The 21,584-nt window shown below is 65.1% G+C and carries 25 protein-coding genes; 9 read left to right on the top strand and 16 right to left on the bottom strand.

The window, feature by feature from the left end:
* Nucleotides 1-653: 653 nt before the first annotated feature.
* Both JQ604_RS20865 and JQ604_RS20860 read right to left on the bottom strand, forming a co-directional pair.
* Complete coding sequence (locus JQ604_RS20865) at nucleotides 654-809, bottom strand: hypothetical protein (RefSeq protein WP_212360741.1); 156 nt, start codon at nucleotides 807-809, stop codon at nucleotides 654-656.
* On the bottom strand, nucleotides 806-1,222 hold the full coding sequence (locus JQ604_RS20860; protein WP_212360773.1) for a group III truncated hemoglobin: 417 nt from the start codon (nucleotides 1,220-1,222) through the stop codon (nucleotides 806-808). The genes JQ604_RS20865 and JQ604_RS20860 overlap by 4 nt, the downstream gene beginning before the upstream one ends.
* A gap of 137 nt (nucleotides 1,223-1,359) precedes the next feature.
* Here JQ604_RS20860 and JQ604_RS20855 point away from each other — a divergent pair, with 137 nt between their 5' ends.
* From JQ604_RS20855 to JQ604_RS20840, 4 genes are all read left to right on the top strand, one after another.
* Nucleotides 1,360-1,794 (top strand): RrF2 family transcriptional regulator, encoded by a 435-nt coding sequence (locus tag JQ604_RS20855; RefSeq protein WP_212360737.1) that lies wholly within the window; start codon nucleotides 1,360-1,362, stop codon nucleotides 1,792-1,794.
* Nucleotides 1,791-2,081: a DUF6522 family protein gene (locus JQ604_RS20850; protein WP_212360734.1), complete on the top strand. Its 291-nt coding sequence runs from the start codon at nucleotides 1,791-1,793 to the stop codon at nucleotides 2,079-2,081. The genes JQ604_RS20855 and JQ604_RS20850 overlap by 4 nt, the downstream gene beginning before the upstream one ends.
* Nucleotides 2,082-2,215: 134 nt before the next feature.
* A complete protein-coding gene (locus tag JQ604_RS20845) occupies nucleotides 2,216-2,500 on the top strand; it encodes a hypothetical protein (protein ID WP_212360731.1) in 285 nt (94 codons plus the stop codon).
* Between the two features lie 199 nt (nucleotides 2,501-2,699).
* The gene (locus JQ604_RS20840; protein WP_212360727.1) at nucleotides 2,700-3,494 is read left to right on the top strand and encodes an adenylate/guanylate cyclase domain-containing protein; all 795 of its coding nucleotides are present in this window, start codon (nucleotides 2,700-2,702) and stop codon (nucleotides 3,492-3,494) included.
* 52 nt (nucleotides 3,495-3,546) lie between these two features.
* Here JQ604_RS20840 and JQ604_RS20835 read toward each other — a convergent pair whose 3' ends face one another.
* From JQ604_RS20835 to JQ604_RS20805, 7 genes are all read right to left on the bottom strand, one after another.
* Entirely contained in the window at nucleotides 3,547-4,512 is a 966-nt protein-coding gene (locus JQ604_RS20835) for a tetratricopeptide repeat protein (RefSeq protein WP_212360724.1), read from the bottom strand.
* Between the two features lie 99 nt (nucleotides 4,513-4,611).
* Nucleotides 4,612-6,312 carry a GMC family oxidoreductase gene (locus JQ604_RS20830; protein ID WP_212360721.1) on the bottom strand — a complete coding sequence of 567 codons (1,701 nt, stop codon included), beginning with the start codon at nucleotides 6,310-6,312 and terminating at the stop codon, nucleotides 4,612-4,614.
* Between the two features lie 121 nt (nucleotides 6,313-6,433).
* Complete coding sequence (locus tag JQ604_RS20825) at nucleotides 6,434-7,177, bottom strand: hypothetical protein (RefSeq protein WP_212360718.1); 744 nt, start codon at nucleotides 7,175-7,177, stop codon at nucleotides 6,434-6,436.
* A gap of 52 nt (nucleotides 7,178-7,229) precedes the next feature.
* Nucleotides 7,230-8,501, bottom strand: coding sequence for an MFS transporter (locus JQ604_RS20820; RefSeq protein ID WP_212360714.1), 1,272 nt, complete (start codon nucleotides 8,499-8,501; stop codon nucleotides 7,230-7,232).
* A complete protein-coding gene (locus tag JQ604_RS20815) occupies nucleotides 8,498-8,827 on the bottom strand; it encodes a hypothetical protein (protein WP_212360711.1) in 330 nt (109 codons plus the stop codon). The genes JQ604_RS20820 and JQ604_RS20815 overlap by 4 nt, the downstream gene beginning before the upstream one ends.
* 37 nt (nucleotides 8,828-8,864) lie before the next feature.
* Entirely contained in the window at nucleotides 8,865-9,317 is a 453-nt protein-coding gene (locus tag JQ604_RS20810; RefSeq protein WP_212360708.1) for a MarR family winged helix-turn-helix transcriptional regulator, read from the bottom strand.
* 169 nt (nucleotides 9,318-9,486) lie between these two features.
* Complete coding sequence (locus JQ604_RS20805; RefSeq protein WP_212360705.1) at nucleotides 9,487-10,158, bottom strand: SET domain-containing protein; 672 nt, start codon at nucleotides 10,156-10,158, stop codon at nucleotides 9,487-9,489.
* 163 nt (nucleotides 10,159-10,321) lie between these two features.
* Between JQ604_RS20805 and JQ604_RS20800 the strand changes: the two genes are divergently transcribed.
* Nucleotides 10,322-10,921, top strand: a complete 600-nt coding sequence (locus JQ604_RS20800) for a hypothetical protein (RefSeq protein WP_212360701.1) — start codon at nucleotides 10,322-10,324, stop codon at nucleotides 10,919-10,921.
* Here the strand turns inward: JQ604_RS20800 and JQ604_RS20795 are convergent.
* Both JQ604_RS20795 and JQ604_RS20790 read right to left on the bottom strand, forming a co-directional pair.
* Nucleotides 10,911-11,369: a DUF6321 domain-containing protein gene (locus JQ604_RS20795; protein WP_249158500.1), complete on the bottom strand. Its 459-nt coding sequence runs from the start codon at nucleotides 11,367-11,369 to the stop codon at nucleotides 10,911-10,913. The genes JQ604_RS20800 and JQ604_RS20795 overlap by 11 nt on opposite strands.
* A 200-nt stretch (nucleotides 11,370-11,569) precedes the next feature.
* The gene (locus tag JQ604_RS20790; RefSeq protein WP_433996269.1) at nucleotides 11,570-12,286 is read right to left on the bottom strand and encodes a TetR/AcrR family transcriptional regulator; all 717 of its coding nucleotides are present in this window, start codon (nucleotides 12,284-12,286) and stop codon (nucleotides 11,570-11,572) included.
* A 119-nt stretch (nucleotides 12,287-12,405) separates the two neighbouring features.
* On the opposite strand from JQ604_RS20790, the gene JQ604_RS20785 reads away from it, so the two are divergent.
* From JQ604_RS20785 to JQ604_RS20770, 4 genes are all read left to right on the top strand, one after another.
* Complete coding sequence (locus tag JQ604_RS20785) at nucleotides 12,406-13,803, top strand: carotenoid oxygenase family protein (RefSeq protein ID WP_212360691.1); 1,398 nt, start codon at nucleotides 12,406-12,408, stop codon at nucleotides 13,801-13,803.
* A gap of 398 nt (nucleotides 13,804-14,201) precedes the next feature.
* Nucleotides 14,202-14,777 carry a hypothetical protein gene (locus JQ604_RS20780; RefSeq protein WP_212360688.1) on the top strand — a complete coding sequence of 192 codons (576 nt, stop codon included), beginning with the start codon at nucleotides 14,202-14,204 and terminating at the stop codon, nucleotides 14,775-14,777.
* A gap of 32 nt (nucleotides 14,778-14,809) precedes the next feature.
* A complete protein-coding gene (locus JQ604_RS20775) occupies nucleotides 14,810-15,364 on the top strand; it encodes an inner membrane-spanning protein YciB (RefSeq protein WP_212360685.1) in 555 nt (184 codons plus the stop codon).
* Nucleotides 15,365-15,429: 65 nt separating this feature from the next.
* Complete coding sequence (locus JQ604_RS20770) at nucleotides 15,430-15,726, top strand: hypothetical protein (protein ID WP_212360681.1); 297 nt, start codon at nucleotides 15,430-15,432, stop codon at nucleotides 15,724-15,726.
* A gap of 175 nt (nucleotides 15,727-15,901) precedes the next feature.
* On the opposite strand, the gene JQ604_RS20765 is transcribed toward JQ604_RS20770, so the two are convergent.
* From JQ604_RS20765 to xylB, 5 genes are all read right to left on the bottom strand, one after another.
* Complete coding sequence (locus tag JQ604_RS20765; RefSeq protein WP_212360678.1) at nucleotides 15,902-16,834, bottom strand: sugar-binding protein; 933 nt, start codon at nucleotides 16,832-16,834, stop codon at nucleotides 15,902-15,904.
* A gap of 93 nt (nucleotides 16,835-16,927) precedes the next feature.
* Complete coding sequence (locus tag JQ604_RS20760; RefSeq protein ID WP_212360675.1) at nucleotides 16,928-18,010, bottom strand: ABC transporter permease; 1,083 nt, start codon at nucleotides 18,008-18,010, stop codon at nucleotides 16,928-16,930.
* Nucleotides 18,010-18,768 (bottom strand): ATP-binding cassette domain-containing protein, encoded by a 759-nt coding sequence (locus JQ604_RS20755; protein ID WP_212360672.1) that lies wholly within the window; start codon nucleotides 18,766-18,768, stop codon nucleotides 18,010-18,012. The genes JQ604_RS20760 and JQ604_RS20755 overlap by 1 nt, the downstream gene beginning before the upstream one ends.
* 11 nt (nucleotides 18,769-18,779) lie before the next feature.
* Complete coding sequence (gene xylA / locus JQ604_RS20750) at nucleotides 18,780-20,102, bottom strand: xylose isomerase (RefSeq protein ID WP_212360669.1); 1,323 nt, start codon at nucleotides 20,100-20,102, stop codon at nucleotides 18,780-18,782.
* Entirely contained in the window at nucleotides 20,103-21,554 is a 1,452-nt protein-coding gene (gene xylB, locus JQ604_RS20745; protein ID WP_212360664.1) for a xylulokinase, read from the bottom strand.
* Between the last annotated feature and the right edge of the window lie 30 nt (nucleotides 21,555-21,584).

The raw sequence follows: 21,584 nt of genomic DNA, 5'->3' as shown, positions 1-21,584 counted from the left end.
TGTCCATCTCGTTCCGCCCTCTCTCGATAGCGAGGGCGCAGGGAAGACCGGGTGCACGCCGCACCCGCGGTCTCGCGTGCAATCGTGCACAAAAAAGCGCGCACGCGAGCATACAGGTTCGGCGGAGGCATCCGGCCTTCCCTGCGCGATGGTTTTACGGCTTATACGTGCTCGCCCTGGTGAGACTCTGCGTTTGTGCCACCATCATCCGCGATCGGCTTTGGACCTTTCGCGTGCTTGCCACCTGCATCGGGGCGGCAGGCCCACACGACTTCACCGTCCGCCTTGCGCACACACGCCTGTCGCACGCCCGGCGGCCACCGCATCTTCACCCACGTTCGTGGCGTTCGCGAGCGCCCCTCGTGTCGGGTGAGACGCGCGGATTAGACCACTGATTTGGGTGGACGTCAAGTTCAATTCGTCGAATCGGAAGATAATTTCTGAAAATAAATTTCGAGTGCCAAGAACAGGTCAATCGCGTAGCGGAAGCCATCGGTCATTGCACTGTTCCCGCAAGCTGCATTGCTTTCGGGTCTATCGCAACGCGTAAACGATGCAAGTTCGTAGGATGGGTGGAGCGCAGCGATACCCATCAACTTCGTGCCGCGCGGCGAGATGATGGGTATCGCTTTCGCTCCACCCATCCTACGCAATCAGGCCAGCGCCAACGCCGCGATCATTCCGGCAAGGGTCAGGATCAAGCCGATCACCAGCATCGGCACCAGACTGCTGCCCGAATACGGATTAGCCTGCTCGTTGCCGAGATCGTAACCGTCGATGGTGCGCGCGATCACCTTGACCTTCTTCATGGCACCGCTCCTTCGCTCCGCCGGTAGCGTTCGCCGACGCCGAGCATGACGCCCGCCCCGCTGGCGACACCCATCTCCAGGCTCGCAGCGATCCGACGCGCGCGCTCGACGAAATGTGCCGCCGCCTCCGGCGGGCACAACTCGCTCGCGGTCTCCTCGAACAGCGCGAGCCAGCGGTCGAAATGCGCGGCATCGACCGGCAATCTCATGTGCTTGACCATCGGGGTGCCATGGTAGCGGCCGGTCATCAGCGCGACCGAGGACCAGAACGCGCACATCTGTTTCAGGTGCGGCGCCCAATCCCTGATCTTCGCGTCGAACACCGGCGCCAGCATCGGATCGCGGCGCACCTTTGCGTAGAAGCCGTGCACCAGGCACTCGATCATCGCCTCGGTGATTCCGGTCCGCTCCATGATTTCGGCCACGATCTGCTCGCGGCGCGCGATGCCTGCAACAATGGGTTCCACGATCTCTGCCCTAAATATGTATTTCAAATGCTTATTTAGCGCGCTATACCATGTGCGCCAAGGTCTATTTTCGAGAGCCTCCCATGCGCCTGACGTCGTTCACGGATTTTGCCCTGCGCACCCTGATGCGGCTGGCCGGCGAGCCCGGCCGCTCGTTTGCGACGGGCGAGATCGCGGCCGAGTTCGCGATCTCCCGCAATCACCTCGCAAAAGTGGTGCGCGACCTCGCCGATGGCGGCTTCATCACCACCCAGCGCGGCGTCGGCGGCGGCTTTGCGCTGGCGCGGCCGGCCGCCGAGATCACGCTCGGCGCGGTCGTGCGCGCGCTCGAAGGCGACAGCGCGCTGGTGGAATGTTTTCGCGACGATGGCGGCGGCTGCATGCTCACGCCGCGCTGCCGGCTGAAAGCAAAGCTCGCCTCGGCGCGCGAAGCCTTCATGCGTGAGCTCGACGGCACCACGCTGGCCGAATGTGCCTGGCAACCGCGGCCGCCGCGCTCGCCTGCGAGGGCGGCATGAGCAGAATCGCGTTCGACGACGGCGCGTTCGAGGTCGATGCGTCCATCGTCGCCGAAGGTCTCGGCCTCGCGCTGCCGGAGCTGAAAGCCGGCCTACGCGCCGGCAAGATCACGACACTGGCCGAGCGCGGCACCGACGCTGATACCGGTAGACACCGGCTCACCTTCTTCTCGGAGCGCCGGCGGCTCCGCCTCGTCATCGACGAGCGCGGCACGATCCTGCAACGCTCGACGCTCGATTTCGGCAACGCGCCACTGCCGGCATCGGCGCACAGGCCGGGTGGCTAACGCGTGGGCACATGAATCGGCTGGCCGCGATCGCTTCGGCCTTATCGTTGCGACTATTGAACGTTCCGCGTGACGCACCAACACTCCTGAACTACGATACACGAGGGGCTTGCTTGATCAGCTGGAGAGCAATCATGGCCTACGCGATCATTCATTACTTCCCCGGCGGCACCAAAGATCAGTACGAGAAGTCGATCGCCGCCGTCCATCCAAGTTCGGGCCTTCCGACGGGTCAGATTTTCCACACCGCGGGGCCCACACCGGGTGGCTGGACCGTGATCGCGGTGCACGACACGAAGGAAAGCTGGGAACGGTTCCGCGAACAGATCCTCATGCCGCGCCTGAAGGAAGGCGTCGTAGGAGGATTGGCTGGGCCGCCGCAAGAAACCGGGTTCGAGACACATACGCTTAGTAAGTAGCGTCGCTGTCACTGCCCGGCAGCATAGGCAGACGTCATGGCACCGTCGCGAGGTTGATGGCGAACGCGCATCAACACGAGATGCCATGGGCAATTTTCGAATGAACGTCCTGTTGCCAAGGCGGGACTGTGTGACTACGCTTTACCCCAGGTAGGACCAGACCTCCCTCACAAACGGTCACGCAATCGGCCGCACGTTCATGCCAAAGTTCCTTCGCATCGGAGTCCATCAGACCAACGTGTCCGGATACACGTCGAAGGCCTGGTGCATTCGACGGACCGGCGCGACGGTTTTCCTGAAATGGGGCGCGGTGGAGGTGCTTGGCGTTGGAGCTGCGCGCAAGGTCTACTGGACGCGCCTGCCGCAGGACAAGACCATTCGCTGCCGCAACGTCGACGCGGCCCAGCAGTATGCCAAAGCGGCCATCGCGAAGCGGCGCAGCCATCGTTATGAACCGCTGAGCGGGAGCATCGCGAACCGGCGCCGCACCGCCACGTCTGGCGCCGAGCTCAAGCAGGCGCTCGCCACCATCCTGTTCGTCGACATCGTCCGCTCCACCGAAAAAGCCGCGCGGCTCGGCGATGCGCGCTGGACCCAGGTGATGAATCATTATTACGCCGCCGTCCGCAAGGAGCTGAAGACGCTGCGCGGCAAGGAGATCGTCACGACCGGCGACGGCGTGCTGGCGACGTTTGGCAAGCCGGCGGCAGGCGTGCGCTGCGCGGGCGCGATCCGCGACGCCGTGCGCACGCTGGGGCTGGAGATCCGGGTCGGGCTGCATGCGGGCGAATACGAGCGGAACGGGGCCGACGTGGTCGGCCTCGCCTTTCACATCGGCGCACGCGTCGCCGCGAAGGCGCGCGCCGGCGAGGTGCTGGCTTCGAGTGCGGTCAAGGAGCTGATGTCGGAGTCCGACGTCAGCTTCAGGGATCGCGGCAGTCACCTGCTCAAGGGCGTGCCGAAGAAATGGCGGCTGTACCGGGTCGAGCATTAGAGCGCGATGAAAATCGTCATCGCGCTTTAGTCTTATTTGCGCATGATCTCAGTCAGCTCGCCGAACCCGCCTTCGCGCGAATGGCCGCCGAGCGCATGAAGAGCGCCTTCGCATCGGCGTAGCGGCCCTGGTCCTTGTAGAGGCCGGCCAGATTGTCCAGCACGCCCGCAAGCTCCGGATGGTTCGGACCGAGCGTCTTCTCGAAGGTCACCACCGACTGCTTGAAGAACCGCTCGGCTTCGGCGTTGCGGCCCTGGCGCGCATACAGCGCGGCCAGATTGTTCAGTCCCTGCGCGACATCGGCATGGTCGGGGCCGAACGCCTTCACCGTGATGACGATCGAGCGCTTCAGCAGCTTCTCGGCATCGGCGTAGCGGCGCTGATTGGTGTAGGCATCGGCGAGGTTGCTCAGGAGCACCGTGGCTTCGGGGTCGTCCTTGCCGTTCGCCTTCTCGAGCAAAGCGAGCCCCCGCTTGAACAGCGGCACGGACTTGTCGTAACGGCCCTGGTTGCTGTAGAGCGCGGCCAGATTGCTCAGCGGCTGCGCGATGCTCGGATCGTTGGGCCCGAGCGCCTTCTCGCGGATCGCGATCGCGCGCTTGAGCAGCGGCTCGGCGTCGGCATAGCGCTCTTCCGAGCGGTAGAGTTCGCCGAGATTGTTCAGCACCTGGGCGACCTCGGTATGATCCGCACCCAGCGTCCGCTCCCGGATCGCCAGCGAGCGCTTGTACAGCGGCTCGGCAACGGCGTACTGGCCGAGATTGTAGTGGATGGTGCCGAGGTCGTTCAGCGGCATCGCGATCTCTGCATCATCGGGGCCGAACGTCTTCTCCTGCAGCGCCACCAGCTTCTGCGCCAGCGGCAGCGCTTCCTTGTACTTGCCGACCCGATAGAGTTCCTTGGATTGCCGGGTGAGCGCTGTCGCCTCATCCTGCTCCGCATGGGAGGGCGCGCCGAGCGACAGGCTCAGCGCCAGCGCCGTCACCGCAACACAGATCGATGCCTTGATCGCCTTCATCGCGCATTCCTTCGTCTTGAGGAGCTACGCGCCGTTGGTGCGCCCGACCGCGGGAAAGGTTCATGCGGGCGGATGATCCCGCCCGCCGAAAGTGCGGGATCACTGCATGGAGGCTGCGATCTTTTCCGCCGTCATCAGCACCGGAAAGTTGGTGTTGGCGCAGGGCACCACCGGGAAGATCGAGGCGTCGACCACCCGCAGGCCCTGGATGCCCTTGACCCGGCCCTGGTTGTCGACGACAGCCATGGGGTCGCTGGCCAGGCCCATCCGGCATGAGCAGGAGGCGTGCCAGACGCCGATGGTCGCCTTGCGCACGAAGGCTTCCAGCGCCTCGTCGTCGTTGATCACGTCATCGAAGCTGAAACCCTCGACCACGAAATTGTCGATCAGGTAGTGGCGGAGCGCTGCCGGCCCGTCCATCAGGGTCGCGGCGATCTTGGTCAGGATCCTGTTCTTGTTATTGACGACGCCGATCTTGCGGACCTTGTCGGTATAGGCGGCGGGGAACGGCTTGTCGGTCACCGCCTTGACGGCGTCGCTCATCTGGATCGCCGCCATCTTGCGGAAGCCGCTCATCAGGCGATCGAGGTCGCGCCGGTCGGACAGCAGATTGAACTCGACGATCGGTTCGGCGGCGGGGTCGCGCGAGGCGAGCTTGACCTGTCCGGTCTCGGAATAGGTCTTGTTGACGAAGGTGAGCGCCGAGCCGATCTGCGCGCCGACCGCGTGCCAGGCCGATTTAGAGAGCAGGACGACGAACATGTCGCCCTTCGGCACGCCTGATAGCCCGGACGAATAGCGCAGGCCCAGTTGCATGTGGCGCCGCGTGTGCTCGTTGTCGGTCATGCGCGCGCCGCGGCGGACAAAGGACGACAGCGAAATCGAGGGATGATCCATCAACCGCTGGCCGACGCCCGGCAGGCCCATCAGCACGGGAATGCCCAACTCCTTGAGGTGGCCGACTGGGCCGATGCCGGCGCGCAAGAGATGCGCCGGCGAATGGATCGCGCCAGAGGAGAGAATGACCTCGCGTCCCCGGAATTCCTGCGCGCGTCCATCGACCACGGCCTTCACGCCGACGCATTGTGTGCCGTCGAACAAGAGCTCCCTCACCTGCGTGTTGGTGGAGATCGTGAGGATGGCGCGCTTGCGCGTGTCGCGATCGAGATAGCCCATCGCGGCCGAGACGCGCTGCTCGGCCTGGTTGGAATGCGTCACCGGGAAATAGCCGTCGACGAACTCACCGTTCTGATCAGCCAGGTATTGATGGCCGGCCTGCTGGAAGGCTTGCGCGAACGCCTCCGAATGCCGCGTCCAGTGCTCGCGCGGAATTCTACGCACTGGAATTCGGCCGTCCTTGCCGTGGTAGGGACCGTCGAAATCGAGGTCGCGCTCGACCTTCTTGAAGAAGGGCAGCACGTCGGCCCAGGTCCAGCCCTCGGCGCCCCGCGCGTCCCATTCGTCGTAGTCAGTCGGCGCTCCGCGGTTGGCCATCTGGCCGTTGATCGAGGAGCCGCCGCCGAGCACGCGCGCCTGCTCGTATTTGCGCAACGGCGGACGGGCCTCGTGCGGATTATTGTGGCTGACGACTTGCGTGGTGACCTTGAGCTCGGTCCAGTGGAAGCGCGGATCGAAATAGGCGGTACCGGGATAGCTGTCCCTGATTTCGGCCGGCTCGTTGCCCGGTGGTGTGTCCTGTCCGGCTTCGCACAGCAGGACCTTGTTGGCGCTCCTGGCGGAGAGCCGGTGGGCCAGCACGGACCCCGCCGAGCCGCCGCCCACGATAATGAAGTCGTACACGATTGGCGCTTCCTCTTGTTCTTGTCCGAACGAGGCTAGCGCGGTTTTGTGGTGAGGTCACCTCGCAGAACTGCAAGGTGGCAATGACAGGAGACGCCGGCGCAGGCTGCAAGAGGTTCGATCAGTTCGCCGCCTTCAGCGCCGACCTGAAGGCGGCAACATCGGTTCGCGCCATCTCGTCCCGCACGGTCCTGGAGAGGTCGGCGAGCTGTGCAATCACCTGCACCCGATCCTCGGGCAAGAAAGCCTCCGCCCAGACCTCGCCGGTGTCGCGGATGGCGGCTGCGACGAGCCGGGCATTGGCGGGCTTGCCACTCTCGACCGCGGAGCAGATGGCGGTCAGGACGTACTCGGCCATGCCCTTGCGGGCCTTCAAAAACCCCTCCTCGCGGATGCGCGTGCGCTTCTCCGGCGGCAGGCTCGCCCAGAACAGCTTCATCACGACAGCCTCGCGCGCCTGGCCGCGGATCATGAAGCTCGTCGCCGCGGCGTACTGGTCCTCGTATTCGGTGAAATTGCGCTGGAGCGCGTCCATGTCGGGCTGCGGCCCCGGCTTCGAGCCGAAGCGCGTGAACAATTTGCTGGCCGTGTTGGCCGCGTCGATCCAATCGAGCATCCACGCGATATCGTTCGCCTGCGCCGGCGGCAGCGCGTTCAACGCGTCGAGATCGTAGATGCGGTTCAGCAAGCCGGCGACCTCCGGCCGGGTCAGATCAGGCCGCCCGCCCTTTTTCGCGACGCCTTCGACATAGAGGCTGAACGCCTGCGCGGCCTCCTTGGCGGCGGCCGTATTGCGCGCACCATCCTGCGCCAGCGCCGGCGAGGCGAGCGCGAGCAGGATCAGCAGGATTCGGACGAACGGCATGGGCAACCTCGCATGGAGTCAGGCCCTTTGTCGCCGGCCACCCCGCAAAAGTTCAGCTGACAGCGCCGCCCTCGCCGCCGCTGCCGAGGTTGACCTCGCTTCTCTGTGCGTATTGCTCGGCTTCGCCGCGGAATCGGGCGAGCGCGCCAATTGCGACAATGGCGGCTGCGAAGCCGGCGGCCGCGCCGACGCCAAGGGCCCAGCGCGGGCCGAGATGATCTGCGACCCAGCCGACGATCGGGGCGCCGATCGGCGTGCCGCCAAGGGCTACGCCGAGCCGCAGCGCCATCACCCGGCCACGCATCGCGGGCTCGGTCGAGAGCTGCATCAGCGCGTTCGAGGTGTTCATGACAGTCAGCGCGGCGACGCCGATCACGACCAGCGCGGCGGCGAACAGCCAGTAGCCCGGCGCCAGCGCAGCCAGCGTGCAGCCGAGGCCGAAGATCGCAGCGCCCGCCAGCAGCGAAGTGAATTTCGGCCGCTCGCGGCTTGCGGCCAGCAGCGCACCCGACATCGTGCCGACCGCCATCATCGAGGACAACAGGCCGAAGCCGCGCGCGTCGCTGTGGAAGACACCGACCGCCATGGTCGAGATGAAGATCGGAAAGTTGAGCCCGAAGGTCCCGATCAGGAACAGCATGATCAGGGTCGCCCTGAGATCAGCGCGGCCCCAGACATAGTGAAAGCCCTGCAGCACGCTGCCCTTGGCGCGGTGCGCGCGCGCATTGGGCCGAAGCTCCGATTTGCGCAGCAGCGACAGCGACGCCAGCACCGCCATGAAGGATGCGCCGTTGAACAGGAACGCCCAGCCGGTACCGACGGAGGCGATGACGAGGCCGGCGACCGCGGGTCCGACCATGCGCGCGGCGTTGAACGAGGTCGAGTTCAGCGCGATCGCATTCGACAGATCGGCATCTCCGACCAGCTCGGCGACGAAGGTCTGGCGGACCGGGGCGTCGAGCGCCGCGCTGCAGCCGAACAGGAAGGCGAACACATAGACGTGCCAGAGCTGCACCAGCCCGGTGACGGTGAGCAGCCCGATGATCAGCGCGAGCACGCCCATGGTCGCCTGCGTCGCCATCAGCAGCCTGCGCTGGTTGAAATGATCCGCGGCAAAGCCGGACCATGGCATCAGCAGCAGCTGCGGGCCGAACTGCAAGGCCATCACGATGCCGACCGCGGCCGCGCTGTGATCGGTGAGCTCGGTGAAAACCAGCCAATCCTGGGCAGCGCGCTGCATCCACGAGCCAATGTTGGACACCAGCGCGCCGGCCGCCCAAACGCGGTAGTTGAAGATGCGGAGCGAGCGGAACGTGCGTCTCATGGGCGCTGCGGTTGGTTGCCGCCGTGAAACCGCCCGAACCGCCGCGCCAGGAACAGGCCGATCAGGAGGCCGCCAAACGCGGCTGCGGCGACGTCGCTGGTGCTCCTCAGTGCGAAATCGCCGACACGGCAGATCAGGAGATATCCGATGAGCAGGTTGAAGAAGCCCCAGAGGATATTGACCGTCGATGTGGAAAGACCCTCGCCTCGCGGCGTTGCGAACGGTGTCTGGAACGGCTCACCCATCATGCCGGCGACGACGTGGGGGATCGCGTTGGTGAGGAAAGCGCCGCCGAAGAAGTAGGCGATGAGGTCAAGCCAGTTCATGCGCGTGGAGTCCTTTGCATCGAGCGGGTCTGCGGCATCACTCCTCGACCAGCCGCTTCAACAGCCTGACCGCGGCGGCGAGTTCCTGCTGCTCGCGCGGCGACAGTTTTGCGGCGATGGTGCGCGACAGCCAATCCTGTCGCGCAGCGCGGGCGGTGCGCAGCCGCTCGCGGCACGTGTCGGTCAGCGACATGATGGTCTGCCGGCCGTCATCGGGATCGGGCGCGCCGCGGACCATGCCGGCGGCCTCCAGCGCGGAGATCGCCGCGCTCATCGACTGCGGCCGCATCCCCTCCGATCGCGCGAGAGCCGACACGGTCGCGGGTCCATGCTTTTCGAGGCGCAGCAGCACCGCGACCTGGGATGGCGGAAGATCCTCCCGCTGCCCCTGCTCGCGCAGCCGGCGCTTCAGCGTTCCGATCAGCAGACGAAGGTCTTCAGCGAGCGCGGACGTGCGCGCCGCGCCGGCACTGGCTGGCGGATTGTTCATAAGGGTTGGGATAATGGATATGAAGGTAAACTGTAAAGATGATCTTTGCAGTTTACCTGTTAACTTTGGCGTGAACGATCGCGCCCCGCGACGGGGTCACTGTGCCGCGCCTTGGACCGCGACGGCACTAAGGGATCGAGGGGATGTCTGCGTTGGGGCCGCGCACGCCTCAGGCGTGCAGCGCCCGTGCCGAGCCGCGCTTCGCAGCGGGTGCCTTTTTGCCCAGGACCTTCGGCAGGGAATGGCCGTTCAGGTGCTTGCCGTTGAGCTTGCCATTGGCTTTGGTCGCAGCCTTGGCGGCTTTCTTCTTCGCCTTTTCCTTCGCCTTGGCCTTTTCCATGGCGAGCTTCTCGGCCTGCTTTTGCGCCTTGCGCTCGGCCTTTTCCTTCAGCCGCACGCGCTCCGCCCTCGCCTCGGCGCGCTTCTTCTTGCGCTTCTTCTCGCAGGCGTCGCACTTGCAGCCGATCGGCTTCAGATAGGCCTTGAAGTAATCGGTGCCGTAATCGTAGTTGATCTCGTCGCCCGGCTCGATGTTCCTGATGGCGCGGATGAACACCTTGCGCTTGCGCGGCTTGACGTCGGATTCCGCATTCGGCCGGCAGGCGTGGTTGATGTAGCGGGCGATGTTCTCGCGGACCGAACCGTCGATGGTCCAGCGGTTGTTGAGCTCGAACAGGTACTTGTTCTCGATCTCGTCCTCTTCCTTTTTCTTCGAATCCAGGATCGGCCCGAAATAGCGGATGATCTTGGTGCCTTTCTTGATCGGCTTGGTGGCGAAGAGGCCTAACCCGGTACGGGAGCGGCCGACGCGATAGGGCTTGTTCGGAGATACGGAGGGCATGAGGAGTTAGCTGACGGACACGCTGGTCAAACGGAGAAATTGCGAAGCCGCTCTTCTAGGACGAATCCGCGCCGCTGTCAGGTGTTTCGCGCCGATCTCTTGAACCTTCCCCAGATTGCTCACGTCAGACCAAGAGAAGCGCCAGGGAACACGGATTTTTCCGATGAATTGCGTCAGATTTGCAACGGTCGCGACGGTCCTGCTGATGGGTCTCGGCGCGGCATCCGCCCAATCCTTCGGCAGTCTCTACACCTCCACCGCGCCGAAGGATTGCCGCATGATCGGCAGGCCGAGCGAGCTCGACGGCAGCACCACGCGGGTCTGCCCCGGCAAGGCCGGGCTCGTGGTGCTGATCAGCGAGGACGATCTGCGCGAGATCGTCTCGGTCGGCAGGAACCGAATGGCAGCAGCCAAGGAACCGGCCGCCGAAGTCTGGTTCGGCCCGTTCAATTCGAGCGAGCATACGGTGGAGTGGCGGATGCAGAACGGCAAGCCGTTCGCGATCATCCAACGCTGGCACATCGCCGACGGCGCCGACCTCGACAAGAACGATCGTCCGAAGACCAAGGCGATGCTGGTGGTGACTCGTCTCGGGCCCGGACCGGTCTGCCACGTCGCCTATGTCGACGCGATCGCCAATCCCAACGCCAACGAGCTCGCCCGCAAGGCCGCCGACGATGTCGCGCGCGACTTCAAATGCGGCAAGGACGAGATCAGGACGGTCGGCCAGAGCGGCCGGACCAGCGAATTGATCAAGCGCTAGCCTTTTGCCTGGCGCGTTTGTAGCGCGCCAATAGCCGCTCGCCTTTGGCCGCGATCCGGCGCGCGGCGGTAACCGTTTTCGGCACCGGTTCGCCCCAGGCATGGGCCGACAACGCGTGGCGCGTCGGCCGGCCGCGCGCATCGACCAGCGGCGGCAGCTGCTTGCGGCCGTAGAAGCGTACCGCCCAGCTGCCCTTGCGCCGCATCTCCTGCGGCGTCATGTCGGACTCTTTCTTCGTGACGCCAGGCTTGAGATGGGCGCCCTGCTTCTTCGCGAACGCCTTGCGGCCAGCTGCGGTGAGGCCGCCCCGCGGATCCTTTTCGCGCATGCTGGCGGCGCGCTTCTTCGCTTTCTTCGCAGTCTTGCGCTTCTTGCTCTTCTTCGCGGACGCACTCTTGTGCGCCGCGCGTTTTTTCGGCGAGGTCTTGCTCTTCGTCTTCGCTGCCATGCGCATGTTGTCCACGAGATTCGGGTAGTGGCGACCAGCCCGGCGCGCGCTCGCTTTCGCGACGGCCTTCTTCGCCGGCGACAAATGCTTGGAAGCCTTGCCGGCGCGCTTGCGCGGATTGGGCCGTTTCCAGGGGGCACGCGGGGATCTTGCCATGCCGGCTCAACGCGCGAGCACGGCAAGGGTTGCTTTGCGTCGGCCTAAGGCGCCGGCGGCCGATGCCGCCCGCCGAGCCGCAGCATCGCGGTCAACAGCGTCTCCGGCGTGGTGCCCTCGGGCAGCAGGCTCATGATCTTGCTGAGGCGCCCGTCGAGCAGCAGCATCGTGAAGCCATGCACCGTCGACCAGGCGGCTGCGATCGCGGCGGCCTGATCAAGCGTCAGTGCGTCCTTTGCGATCTGCTCCTGCCTGTTGGCACCGACGGCGCGGGACAGGCCTGCGAACGAGGCTTCGGACGCTTCGTGCAGCGAGGGGCGTGAGTAATCCAGGCGCTCGTTGCGGAACATCAGCCCGTACATGCCGGGATGGGCCTGCGCATAGGCGACATAGGCCTTGGCGCTCGCCATGCCCTTCTCTTGCAGCGTTCCGGACGCGCCGGCCGCCGCCATCGCCGCGCCGAATTGCTGAAAGCCGATCGCCGCGAGCTCGCTCAGCAGCCCTGTGAGATCGCCGAAATGATGCGTCGGCGCGGCGTGCGAGACGCCGGCCTCGCGCGCCACCGCGCGGAGCGTCAGGCCCGGAAGCCCGTCGCGCTCCAGCACGCGCTCGGCGGCTTTCAGCAGCGCGTCGTGGAGATCGCCGTGATGATAGGGCGTATCAGCGGCGCGCCGGCGACCAGCAGGAGCGCGCTGCACCGTTGCCTTGGCCACCCGCCCGGCGCGCCTGGCGACGGGACTTGCCTTGTTTTCTTTGGACAATCTGGTCATGCCGATTCTTATAAGGCGCAATTTTTACACTGTAAAGATTTTGCTTGACCGTCGCGCTGCGCGCCTGTACGGATATCTTTACGATGTAAAGATAGGACAGAGGAGGTGACATGCTCGACAATGTGACGAATTCGAAGCGGCCGAATGTGGCGCCGATCCCGATGGAATGCGACGCGCCGTTCCTCAAGATCACCGGCGAATTGCCGCGCGAGCTCAATGGCACGCTCTATCGCAACGGCCCCAATCCGCAGTTCGAGGCACCGGGCGCGCACTGGTTCGTCGGCGACGGCATGCTGCACGCCTTCCATCTCGAGAACGGCCGCGCCAGCTATCGCAATCGCTGGATCCGCACGCCGAAATGGCAGGCCGAGCACGACGCCGGCCGCGCGCTGTACGGCGGTTTCGGCCGCAAGCTGCCGGATGCGCCCGCCTCCGCGCCGACCGATGGCGGCGTTGCCAACACCAACATCATCGCGCACGCCGGCCGCCTGCTCGCGCTGGAGGAAGGCCATCTGCCGACCGAGATCGAGCCCGGTACGCTCAATCGAAAAAGCTATTGCGACTACAATGGCGCCATTCAAGGCCCATTCACCGCGCATCCGAAGATCGACCCCAAGACCGGCGAGATGGTGTTCTTCGGCTACAACGCCGCAGGTCCCCTCACCGCGATGCTGTCGTTCGGCTCGGTCAATTCATCCGGCATCGTGACGCGGTTCGATCGCTTCGAGGCACCCTATGCCAGCATGGTGCACGACTTCATCGTCACCGAAAACCATCTGCTGTTCCCGGTGCTGCCGATCACCGGCAGCATGGAGCGCGCGATGCGCGGCAAGGCGCCCTACGCCTGGGAGCCTGAGAAGGGCAGCTATGTCGGCGTGATGAAGCGCCAGGGATCGGCGAAGGACATCGTCTGGTTCCGCGCCGAGAGCTGCTACGTCTTCCACGTCATGAACGCCTGGGAGGAAGGCGACCGCATCATCGCCGATGTCATGCAGTTCGAGGAAGCGCCGCTGTTCAACCATCCCGACGGCACGCCGACCGATCCGGACAAGTCGCGCGCACGGCTGTGCCGCTGGACCTTCGATCTCGCCGGGAATACCGACCGCTTCACGCAAACCTATCTCGACGACCTCACCGGCGAATTCCCGCGGATCGACGATCGCTTCGCCGGCCGCGCCAGCCGCCATGGCTGGTACGCCTGTGCGCCGGCGGGTTCGCCGACCTTCAGCTGGCTCTCCGGCATCGCGCATGTCGACGGCAAGGGCAAACGGCTCGGCCACTATCAGCTGCCAGCCGGCGACACGATCTCGGAGCCGGTGTTCGTCGAGCGCGGCAAGGACGCCGCCGACGGCGATGGCTGGCTGCTCGCAGTGGTCTGGCGCGCACGTGAGAACTGCAGCGACCTCGCGGTGTTCAACGCGACCGATGTCGATGCCGGCCCCGTCGCGCTGGTGCATCTCGGCCATCGCGTACCGGATGGATTCCACGGCAATTGGGTCGCGGCGTAGGAGTCGCAGGACGTCACATGCCATCCTTCATTCCGGGTCGCGCCATCGCGCGGCCCGGAATGAAGTCGTTGGGGAGGTCGCGGGGGAGCGCGGGAAGCGGGATTCTGCATCCGTGAGAAGGGAAGCGTTTCCACGAACTCGTCGTGCCCGGGCTTGTCCCGGGCATCCACGTCTTTGAATCCGGTGCAAGGAAAGACGTGGATGGCCGGGACAAGCCCGGCCATGACGATGCGGAGGGATCGGCGCATCACACGAAAAATGACGCAATCTTTTGATTTAATTATGCTTTCTTACCGTGCATCACTCTATTTTGACACTGTAAAGATTTTCCTTGACGATTCCCGCCCGCACCCCTAGGGTATCTTTACGATGTAAAGATTAGCCCATGAGGCTCTGCCATGACGGTCTTCCTGGTCCTTGCTCCCTACGGTGTTTTCGCCCTGCTGATGATGGTGACCTCGGCGACAACAAGCCTGTTCGCCAGCGCGGCCCTTTGCCTCGGCGTGATCGCCTACGACATCGCGGGCGGCCGCTCGATCAAGATCCTCGGCGTCGGCTCGGTGATCACCTTCATGGCGGTCGGAAGCTACGTCGCCCTGGTCGACCATACGCTCGGCACGGTTGCCGTGAAGTTCGCGGTCGATGCCGGCATCTTCCTGGTCTGCCTGCTCTCGATCATCTTCCGCCGGCCCTTCACGCTGCAATACGCGCTGGAAACGGTGGACGCGCAGACCGCGCAATATCCCGGCTTCATCGGCGCCAACTACACGATCACCTGGGCCTGGGTCGGCGCCATGGTGCTGATGATGGCCGGCAATGTGCTGCTGCTCTATGTGCCGACCCTGCCGCTGTGGACGGGACTCTTGGTCGCATTCGCCGCCCGCAACAGTGCAGTCTACTTCACGCAATGGTATCCGGAATATCGCAAGGCCAAGCTCACCCCGCCCCCGGCCAACGCCGTCACCTCGCACTAGCCATCCACGAAAAGACACAGGACTCAACGACGATGAAAGACGTCTTTCGCCGCCTCGCCTCGGATTTTCTCTCCACCATCGTTTTCCTGGTAATCTATCTCGCCACCGACAACGTTGTGCTGGCGACCGCAGTTGCGATCGTGGGCGCGATCGCCCAGGTGATCTGGGCCCGCGTCAAGGGCCAGGCGCTCGGCTACATGACCTGGGCGAGCCTGGCGCTGGTGATCGTGCTCGGCGGCGCCACGCTCTTGACCAACGATCCGCGCTTCGTGCTGGCCAAGCCCGCGATCGGCCACATCGCGATCGGCGCCATCATGCTCAAGCGCGGCTGGCTGCTGCGCTACCTGCCGCCGATCGTGACCGAGACCATTCCGGAGTATGTCACCGTCGCGGGCTATGCCTGGGCCGCGCTGATGTTCGTGCTCGCCGCGGGCACCGTTGCGGTGGCGTGGACCGGCGACATGAAGCTGTGGGCGTTCTACGTCTCGGTCGTGCTGGTCGGCGCCAAGGTCGCGGCCTTCGCGATCCAGTACGTCGCGTTCCGCTTCGCGGTCGGCAGCCGGCTGCGCGCCGCGGCGCAGGCTTAAACCGTTAGAACTGCGCGGCGGGATAGGCTATACCCGCGCACGCCTTATCTTGAGGGGAGTACAATATGGCAGTGGACGGCAACTGGAATCTGACGATGACGACGCCGATGGGCGAGCGCAAGGCGACGCTGTCGCTGAAGAGCGCCGGCGGCACGCTGACCGGCACGCAGGGCGCCGAAGGCAATTCGACCGACATCTTCGAGGGCACCGTGAACGGCGACGACGTGGCCTGGAAGGTCTCGATCACCAACCCGATGCCGCTCACGCTCGACTTCTCGGGCAAGGTCTCCGGTGACAGCATCTCCGGCGAGATGGGCATCGGCCCGATGGGCAGCTTCCCGTTCACGGGCTCGCGGGCGTAAACACACAATCAGCCGCGAAGGGATAAGACTCCCTCTCCCGCTTGCGGGGGAGGGCTGGGGTGGGGGCTCTCTCCACGAGTCGTATCGCGGAGAGAGCCCCCACCCGCATCGCATCTTCGATGCGATGCGACCTCCCCCGCAAGCGGGAGAGGTGTAGCGAGCAAGCCGCTCTAACTCACTTCAGCATCTGCGCGACGTTGTCCTTGGTGACGAGGTCGAGGCCGGTATAGACGATCTCCGGCACCTTCTCGCCCTTCTTGATCGCGAGCAGCACGTCCATCGATTTCTCGCCCATCTCGAACGGCCGCTGTCCCGTCAGCGCGTTGGCGTAGCCGTCGCGCAGCAGCTCGAGCTGCATCTTCAGGGTATCGGCGACGACGAGCGTGAATTTGCCGGCATCGATGTCCTTCTTGTACTTGCTGGCGAAGGCCTTGAAGCCTTCGGGCGCGAACATCGGCCAGCCGCCGATCGGCACGATCGCGGCGAGATCGGGCGTTGCGGTGCGCAGATCGGTCATCTGCTGCACGGCGAGCGCGGGATCGTCGTTGCAGAACGTCGGCGAGCCCCCGACCTCGACCCATTTCGAGCCCTTCAGCGCCTCGCGCACGCCATCGACGCGCTCGGCGAGATTTCGGGCACCCGGACCTCCCGAGATCATCGCGTATTTGCCGCCCTCAGGACGGAGCTGCAGCAGCTGCTTGCCGAGGGAGACGCCGAACTCCTTGTTGTTGGTGCCGATATAGGCGATGCGCTTAGAGCCCGGCGCGTCCGCATCGAAGGTGATGACGGGAATGCCGGCCGCAGCCGCCGCCTCGATCGACTTGGTCATTGCGGCGACGTCGGCGACCGAGATCGCGAGGCCGTCGACCTTCTGGGTGACGAAATCCTGGATGATCTGCGCCTGCGTTGCAGGCTCATGCTCGACCGGGCCCTTGTAAATGCACTCGATGTTGCCGAGCTCCTTGGCGCGCTTCTGGCAGCCGTCGCGCGCGAAATCGAAGAACGGATTGTTCATCGCCTTGGGGACGATGACGAATTTGTAGGTCTGGGCCAAGGCCGGCGTCGCCATCATCGCAAAGGCCATGCCGGCAAGCAGAACTTTCCTCATTGTTTCCCTCCACAATTTTTGTTGCCTATCCTGAATGGTCTGATCCGGGAGCGGATAGACGACGTTGTTGTCTCCCGGCCAGCCTCAAAACGCCTAGAGCATGCGCGAACGGACCCGATCGACCAGCACCGCGAGGATGATGATCACGCCGACCAGGGTTTGCTGCCAGTAGGAGTTGACCTGCGCGAGCACGAGCCCGTTGCGGATCACCTCCAGCAGCACGCAGCCGACGATGGCACCTAGCGGCCCGCCGATGCCGCCGGCGAGATTGGCGCCGCCGATCACCGCAGCCGCAATCACGTTGAGCTCGTAGGAGGTCGCCATGTTGGCCGGCGCCGATCCCAGCCAGCCGCAGATGATGATGCCCTGCAGGCCGGCGGCGAGCGCGCAGATCACATAGACCTCGATCTTGACCCGCACCACCGCGACGCCGGTGAGCTCGGCCGCCTTCTCATTGCCGCCGAGCGCAAAGACATGACGGCCGAACGTGGTGTGATGCAGCACAACCGCCATGATGAGCGCGAGGATCACGAGATAGAGGAACGGCATGGGCACGCCGAGCAGATCGCCGGACGTCAGTCTGTAGAAATAGTCGGCGTCCGGTCCGCCCGGAAAACTGCCGCGGCCGTTCGAGACGACATAGCCGAGGCCGCGCACGATCGAGAGCATGCCGAGCGTGGTGACGAATGGCGACAGGCCGAGCACCGCGATACAGAAGCCGTTCACGAGGCCGACGATCAGCGCGACGCCGAGCCCCGAAAGCACCGAGGTCACGAGGATCAGGCCCGGTACATTGGCGACCACGGTCTTGCCGTCGGCGGCGAGGTGCACGAACAGTGACGCGCCGGGCATGCCCGGCGTCGAGAGAGCAGTCATCACCATCGAGGTGATCATGGCGGAGAAGCACATCATCGATCCCACCGAGAGATCGATGCCGCCGGTGATGATCACGAAGGTGACGCCAAGCGTGGCGATGGCGATGAACGAAAAGTTCTTCGCCACGTTCTGCATGTTGCCTTCGGTGAAGAAATACGGGCTGGCGAAGTGCATGATGACCAGCAGCACGAGCAGCGCCAGCGTGACATAGGCGGTTTGCGAGGCGAACACGCCGCGCTGCCACCAGGCGGTCTTGCCGACATTGCTGAAGGTAACAGGGGATTCCATCGGGAGCGCCATCACGCCGCCTCCTTCGCGCCGGTGATCAGGGCCGTCACCTCTTCGGGGCTGGTGTCAGCGATCGGCTTGTCGGCCCGCTTCTCGCCGCGCCGCATCACCACGACGCGGTCGCAGACCGCGAACACGTCGGGCATGCGGTGCGAGATCAGCATCACGGCGACGCCCTGCTCCTTGAGGCGATGGATCAGGCCCAGCACCTGCTCGACCTGGCGCACCGAGATCGCCGCCGTCGGCTCGTCCATCATCACGAGCTTGGCGTTCGACAGCCGCGTCCGCGCGATCGCGACCGCCTGGCGCTGGCCGCCCGACATCTGCTTGACCAGATCATCGGGCCGTGTCTCGGAGCGCAGCTCGCCGAACAATTCCAGCGCCCGCGCCGCCATCGCCTTGTGATCGAGCAGCGCGAACGGGCCGATCCTGCGCTTCAGCTCGCGGCCGAGGAAGACGTTCGCCGCCGCGGTCAGATTGTCCGATAGCGCGAGGTCCTGATAGACCACCTCGATCCCGACCGCGCGGGCATCGACCGGGCGATAGAACTGCACGGCGTTGCCGTCGAACCGCATTTCGCCATGACTCGGCGGGAAGTTGCCGGCGATGACCTTCACCAGCGTCGATTTGCCGGCGCCGTTGTCGCCCATCAGGCCGACCACCTCGCCGGGATAGACCTGCAAGTCGACGTCGTGCAGCGCGCGGATCGCGCCGAACTCCTTGCCGATGCCGGTCAGCTCCAGGACCGGTTGCACGCTTGCACTTGCCATGGCGGCCTCGCTCAGACGTAGCGGTTGACGAGGGATTCCAGATATTCCTGCCGGCCCGAGCGCGGCTGCGGATCGAAATTGTGTGCCATCGCGCGATCGGCAAGATCGGCGAGCGAGCGCTGCCCGCTCAGGATCGCGCGCCCCTCGGCATCGCCCCACCCCTTGTAGCGATCGGCGAGCGGCGCCGTCAGCACGCCGGCGTCGAGCATGTCTGATGCCGCGAGGAAGGCGCGCGCGCAGGCGTCCATCGAACCGGCGTGGGCGTGGAGGAGATCATCAGGATCGATCGACTGCCGGCGAACTTTTGCATCGAAATTGAGGCCGCCGGTGGTGAAGCCACCGCGGTTCAGCATCTCGTGGAACACCAGGACAAGTTCGGGAACGTTCATCGCGAACTGGTCGGTATCCCAGCCGAGCAGATCGTCGCCGCGGTTGATGTCGAGCGAGCCGAACACGCCAAGCGCCTCCGCCAGCGCCACCTCGTGCTGGAACGAATGGCCGGCAAGAATGGCGTGGTTCTGCTCGATGTTGAGCTTGACGTCCTTCAAGAGATCATAGCGCTGCAGGAAGCCGTAACAGGTCGCGACATCGAAATCGTATTGATGCTTGGACGGCTCCCTCGGCTTCGGCTCGATCAGCAGCGGGCCCTTGAAGCCTATTCTGTGCTTGTGCTCGACCACCAGCGACACGAAGCGGCCGAGCTGGTCGAGCTCGCGCCCGATGTCGGTGTTGAGCAGCGTCTCGTAACCCTCGCGGCCGCCCCATAGCACATAGTTCTGGCCGCCGAGCCGGTGCGTCACTTCCAGCGCGGCGCGCACCTGCCCGGCGGCATAGGTGAAGATATCAGGATCGGGATTGGTCGCGGCACCCGCCATGTAGCGGCGATGCGAGAACAGATTTGCTGTACCCCAGAGCAGCCGAACTTTTGCTGAAGCCATCTTCTGCTCGAACACATCGGCAATCGCATTGAGATTGGCGACGGACTCGGCGAGCGTGCGGCCCTCGGGCGCGGCGTCGACGTCATGGAAGGTGAAGAAGGGCACGTCGAGCAGGCGGAACAGCTCGAAGGCGACGTCGGCCTTGGCGCGCGCCATCGCCATCGTATCGGTGCCGTGATGCCACGGCCGCAGAAACGTCTCGCCACCGAAGGGATCGAGACCAGGCCAGCACAGCGAGTGCCAGTAGCACACCGCAAAGCGCAGATGATCCTCGAGCCGCCGTCCGCGCACGACGCGGTCTTTGTCGTACCAGCGGAAGGAGAGCGGATGGGCGGCCTGCGCGCCGGTGTAGGCGATCGGCGCGCGTGTGGTGAAGAATTCGGATGCCGCGGTCACTTAAAACTCCTTCAGCACGGGATAAAGCTTTCGCCAGTGGTGATAGGCGTCGTCATAGGCAGCCCGCGCCGAGGCGCGCAGCGTGAAGGTGGCGAGCCGCCGCGGACGTGTGCAGACGTCGGCCGGCTTTTCGCCGGTCGCGGCAAGCCGGCCGAGCCTGGCCGCACCGAGCGCGGCGCCCACCTCGCCTTCCTCGACGCGGTGCACGGGAATGCCGAGCACGTCGGCGCAGATTTGCGCCCACAGCGCCGAGCGCGATCCGCCGCCGACGAAGTCGACTTCCTTGATCTCTGAGCTGGCGCTCGCCAATGCATTGAGATTGTCGCGCGCGGCGAAGGCGACGCCTTCGAGCACCGCCTGCACCATCGCATGGCGACCGCTGGCGCCGCGCAAGCCGACGAAGGCGCCGCTCGCCGCCGCGTCATTGTGCGGAGTGCGCTCGCCATCGAGATAAGGCAGGAACTTTATCGGGCTCGGTCCATCGACGGCTTCGCCGAGCGGCGCGAGCAATGCAGGCGCCGGCGTCGCCATCACATCCGAAAGCCACGCCAGCGACGCGGCGGCGGAGAGCATCACGCCCATCTGATGCCAGAGCCCGGGCAACGCGTGACAGAACGCATGCACCGCCGACCCAACCGCCGGCGCAAAGCGGTCGGTGACGCGGAACAGCACGCCCGACGTTCCCAGCGACAGGAACGCATCGCCCGGCGCGATCGCCCCGAGCCCGATCGCGCTCGCCGCGCAATCGCCGGCGCCGCCGGCCACGACGACGCCATCCGCCATGCCCCAGCGCTGCGCGAGTTCGTGCGACAGCACCGAACTCACGTCGCTGCCTTCGATCAGCCGCGGCATGTGGCTGCTGTCGAGCCCGGTTGCCTGCAGCAGTTCCTCCGACCAGCGGCGGCGGCCGACGTCGAGCCACAGCGTGCCGGCGGCATCCGACATGTCCTCGACCATCTCGCCGGTCAGGCGATAGCGGACGTAAGCCTTGGGCAGCAGCACTTTTGCGACGCGCTTGAACGTCTCCGGCTCATGCTTCGCCACCCACAACAGTTTTGGCGCGGTGAAGCCGGGCATCGCGAGATTGCCGGCGATGTCATGCAGTGCGGGACATTTCTGCTCCATCTCGATGCATTCGGCGTGCGAGCGGCCGTCGTTCCAGAGAACCGCCGGACGCAGCGGACGGCCATCCGCGTCCAGCAGTGTCGCGCCATGCATCTGGCCGGATAGCCCGATGCCGCGCACCGCCGCGGTCTCGCGTGGATGCGCCGCCGCCAGATCGTCGACGGCGCCGATCGCGGCGCTGATCCAGGCGTCGGGATCCTGCTCGGACCACAACGGTGCCGGGTGCGACAGCGCAAGCTCGCGTGCGGCGATCGCAATCACCGCGCCCGCGTCATCAACGAGTACCGCCTTCACGCTGGACGTGCCGACGTCCATTCCGAGATACACGAACCTGTCCTCCCTTCGTCCCTTGCGGGG

Source organism: Bradyrhizobium jicamae, from assembly GCF_018130695.1.
In the GTDB taxonomy this organism is placed as follows: Bacteria; Pseudomonadota; Alphaproteobacteria; order Rhizobiales; family Xanthobacteraceae; genus Bradyrhizobium; species Bradyrhizobium jicamae_B.
This window is presented reverse-complemented; position numbering and strand designations above follow the sequence as displayed.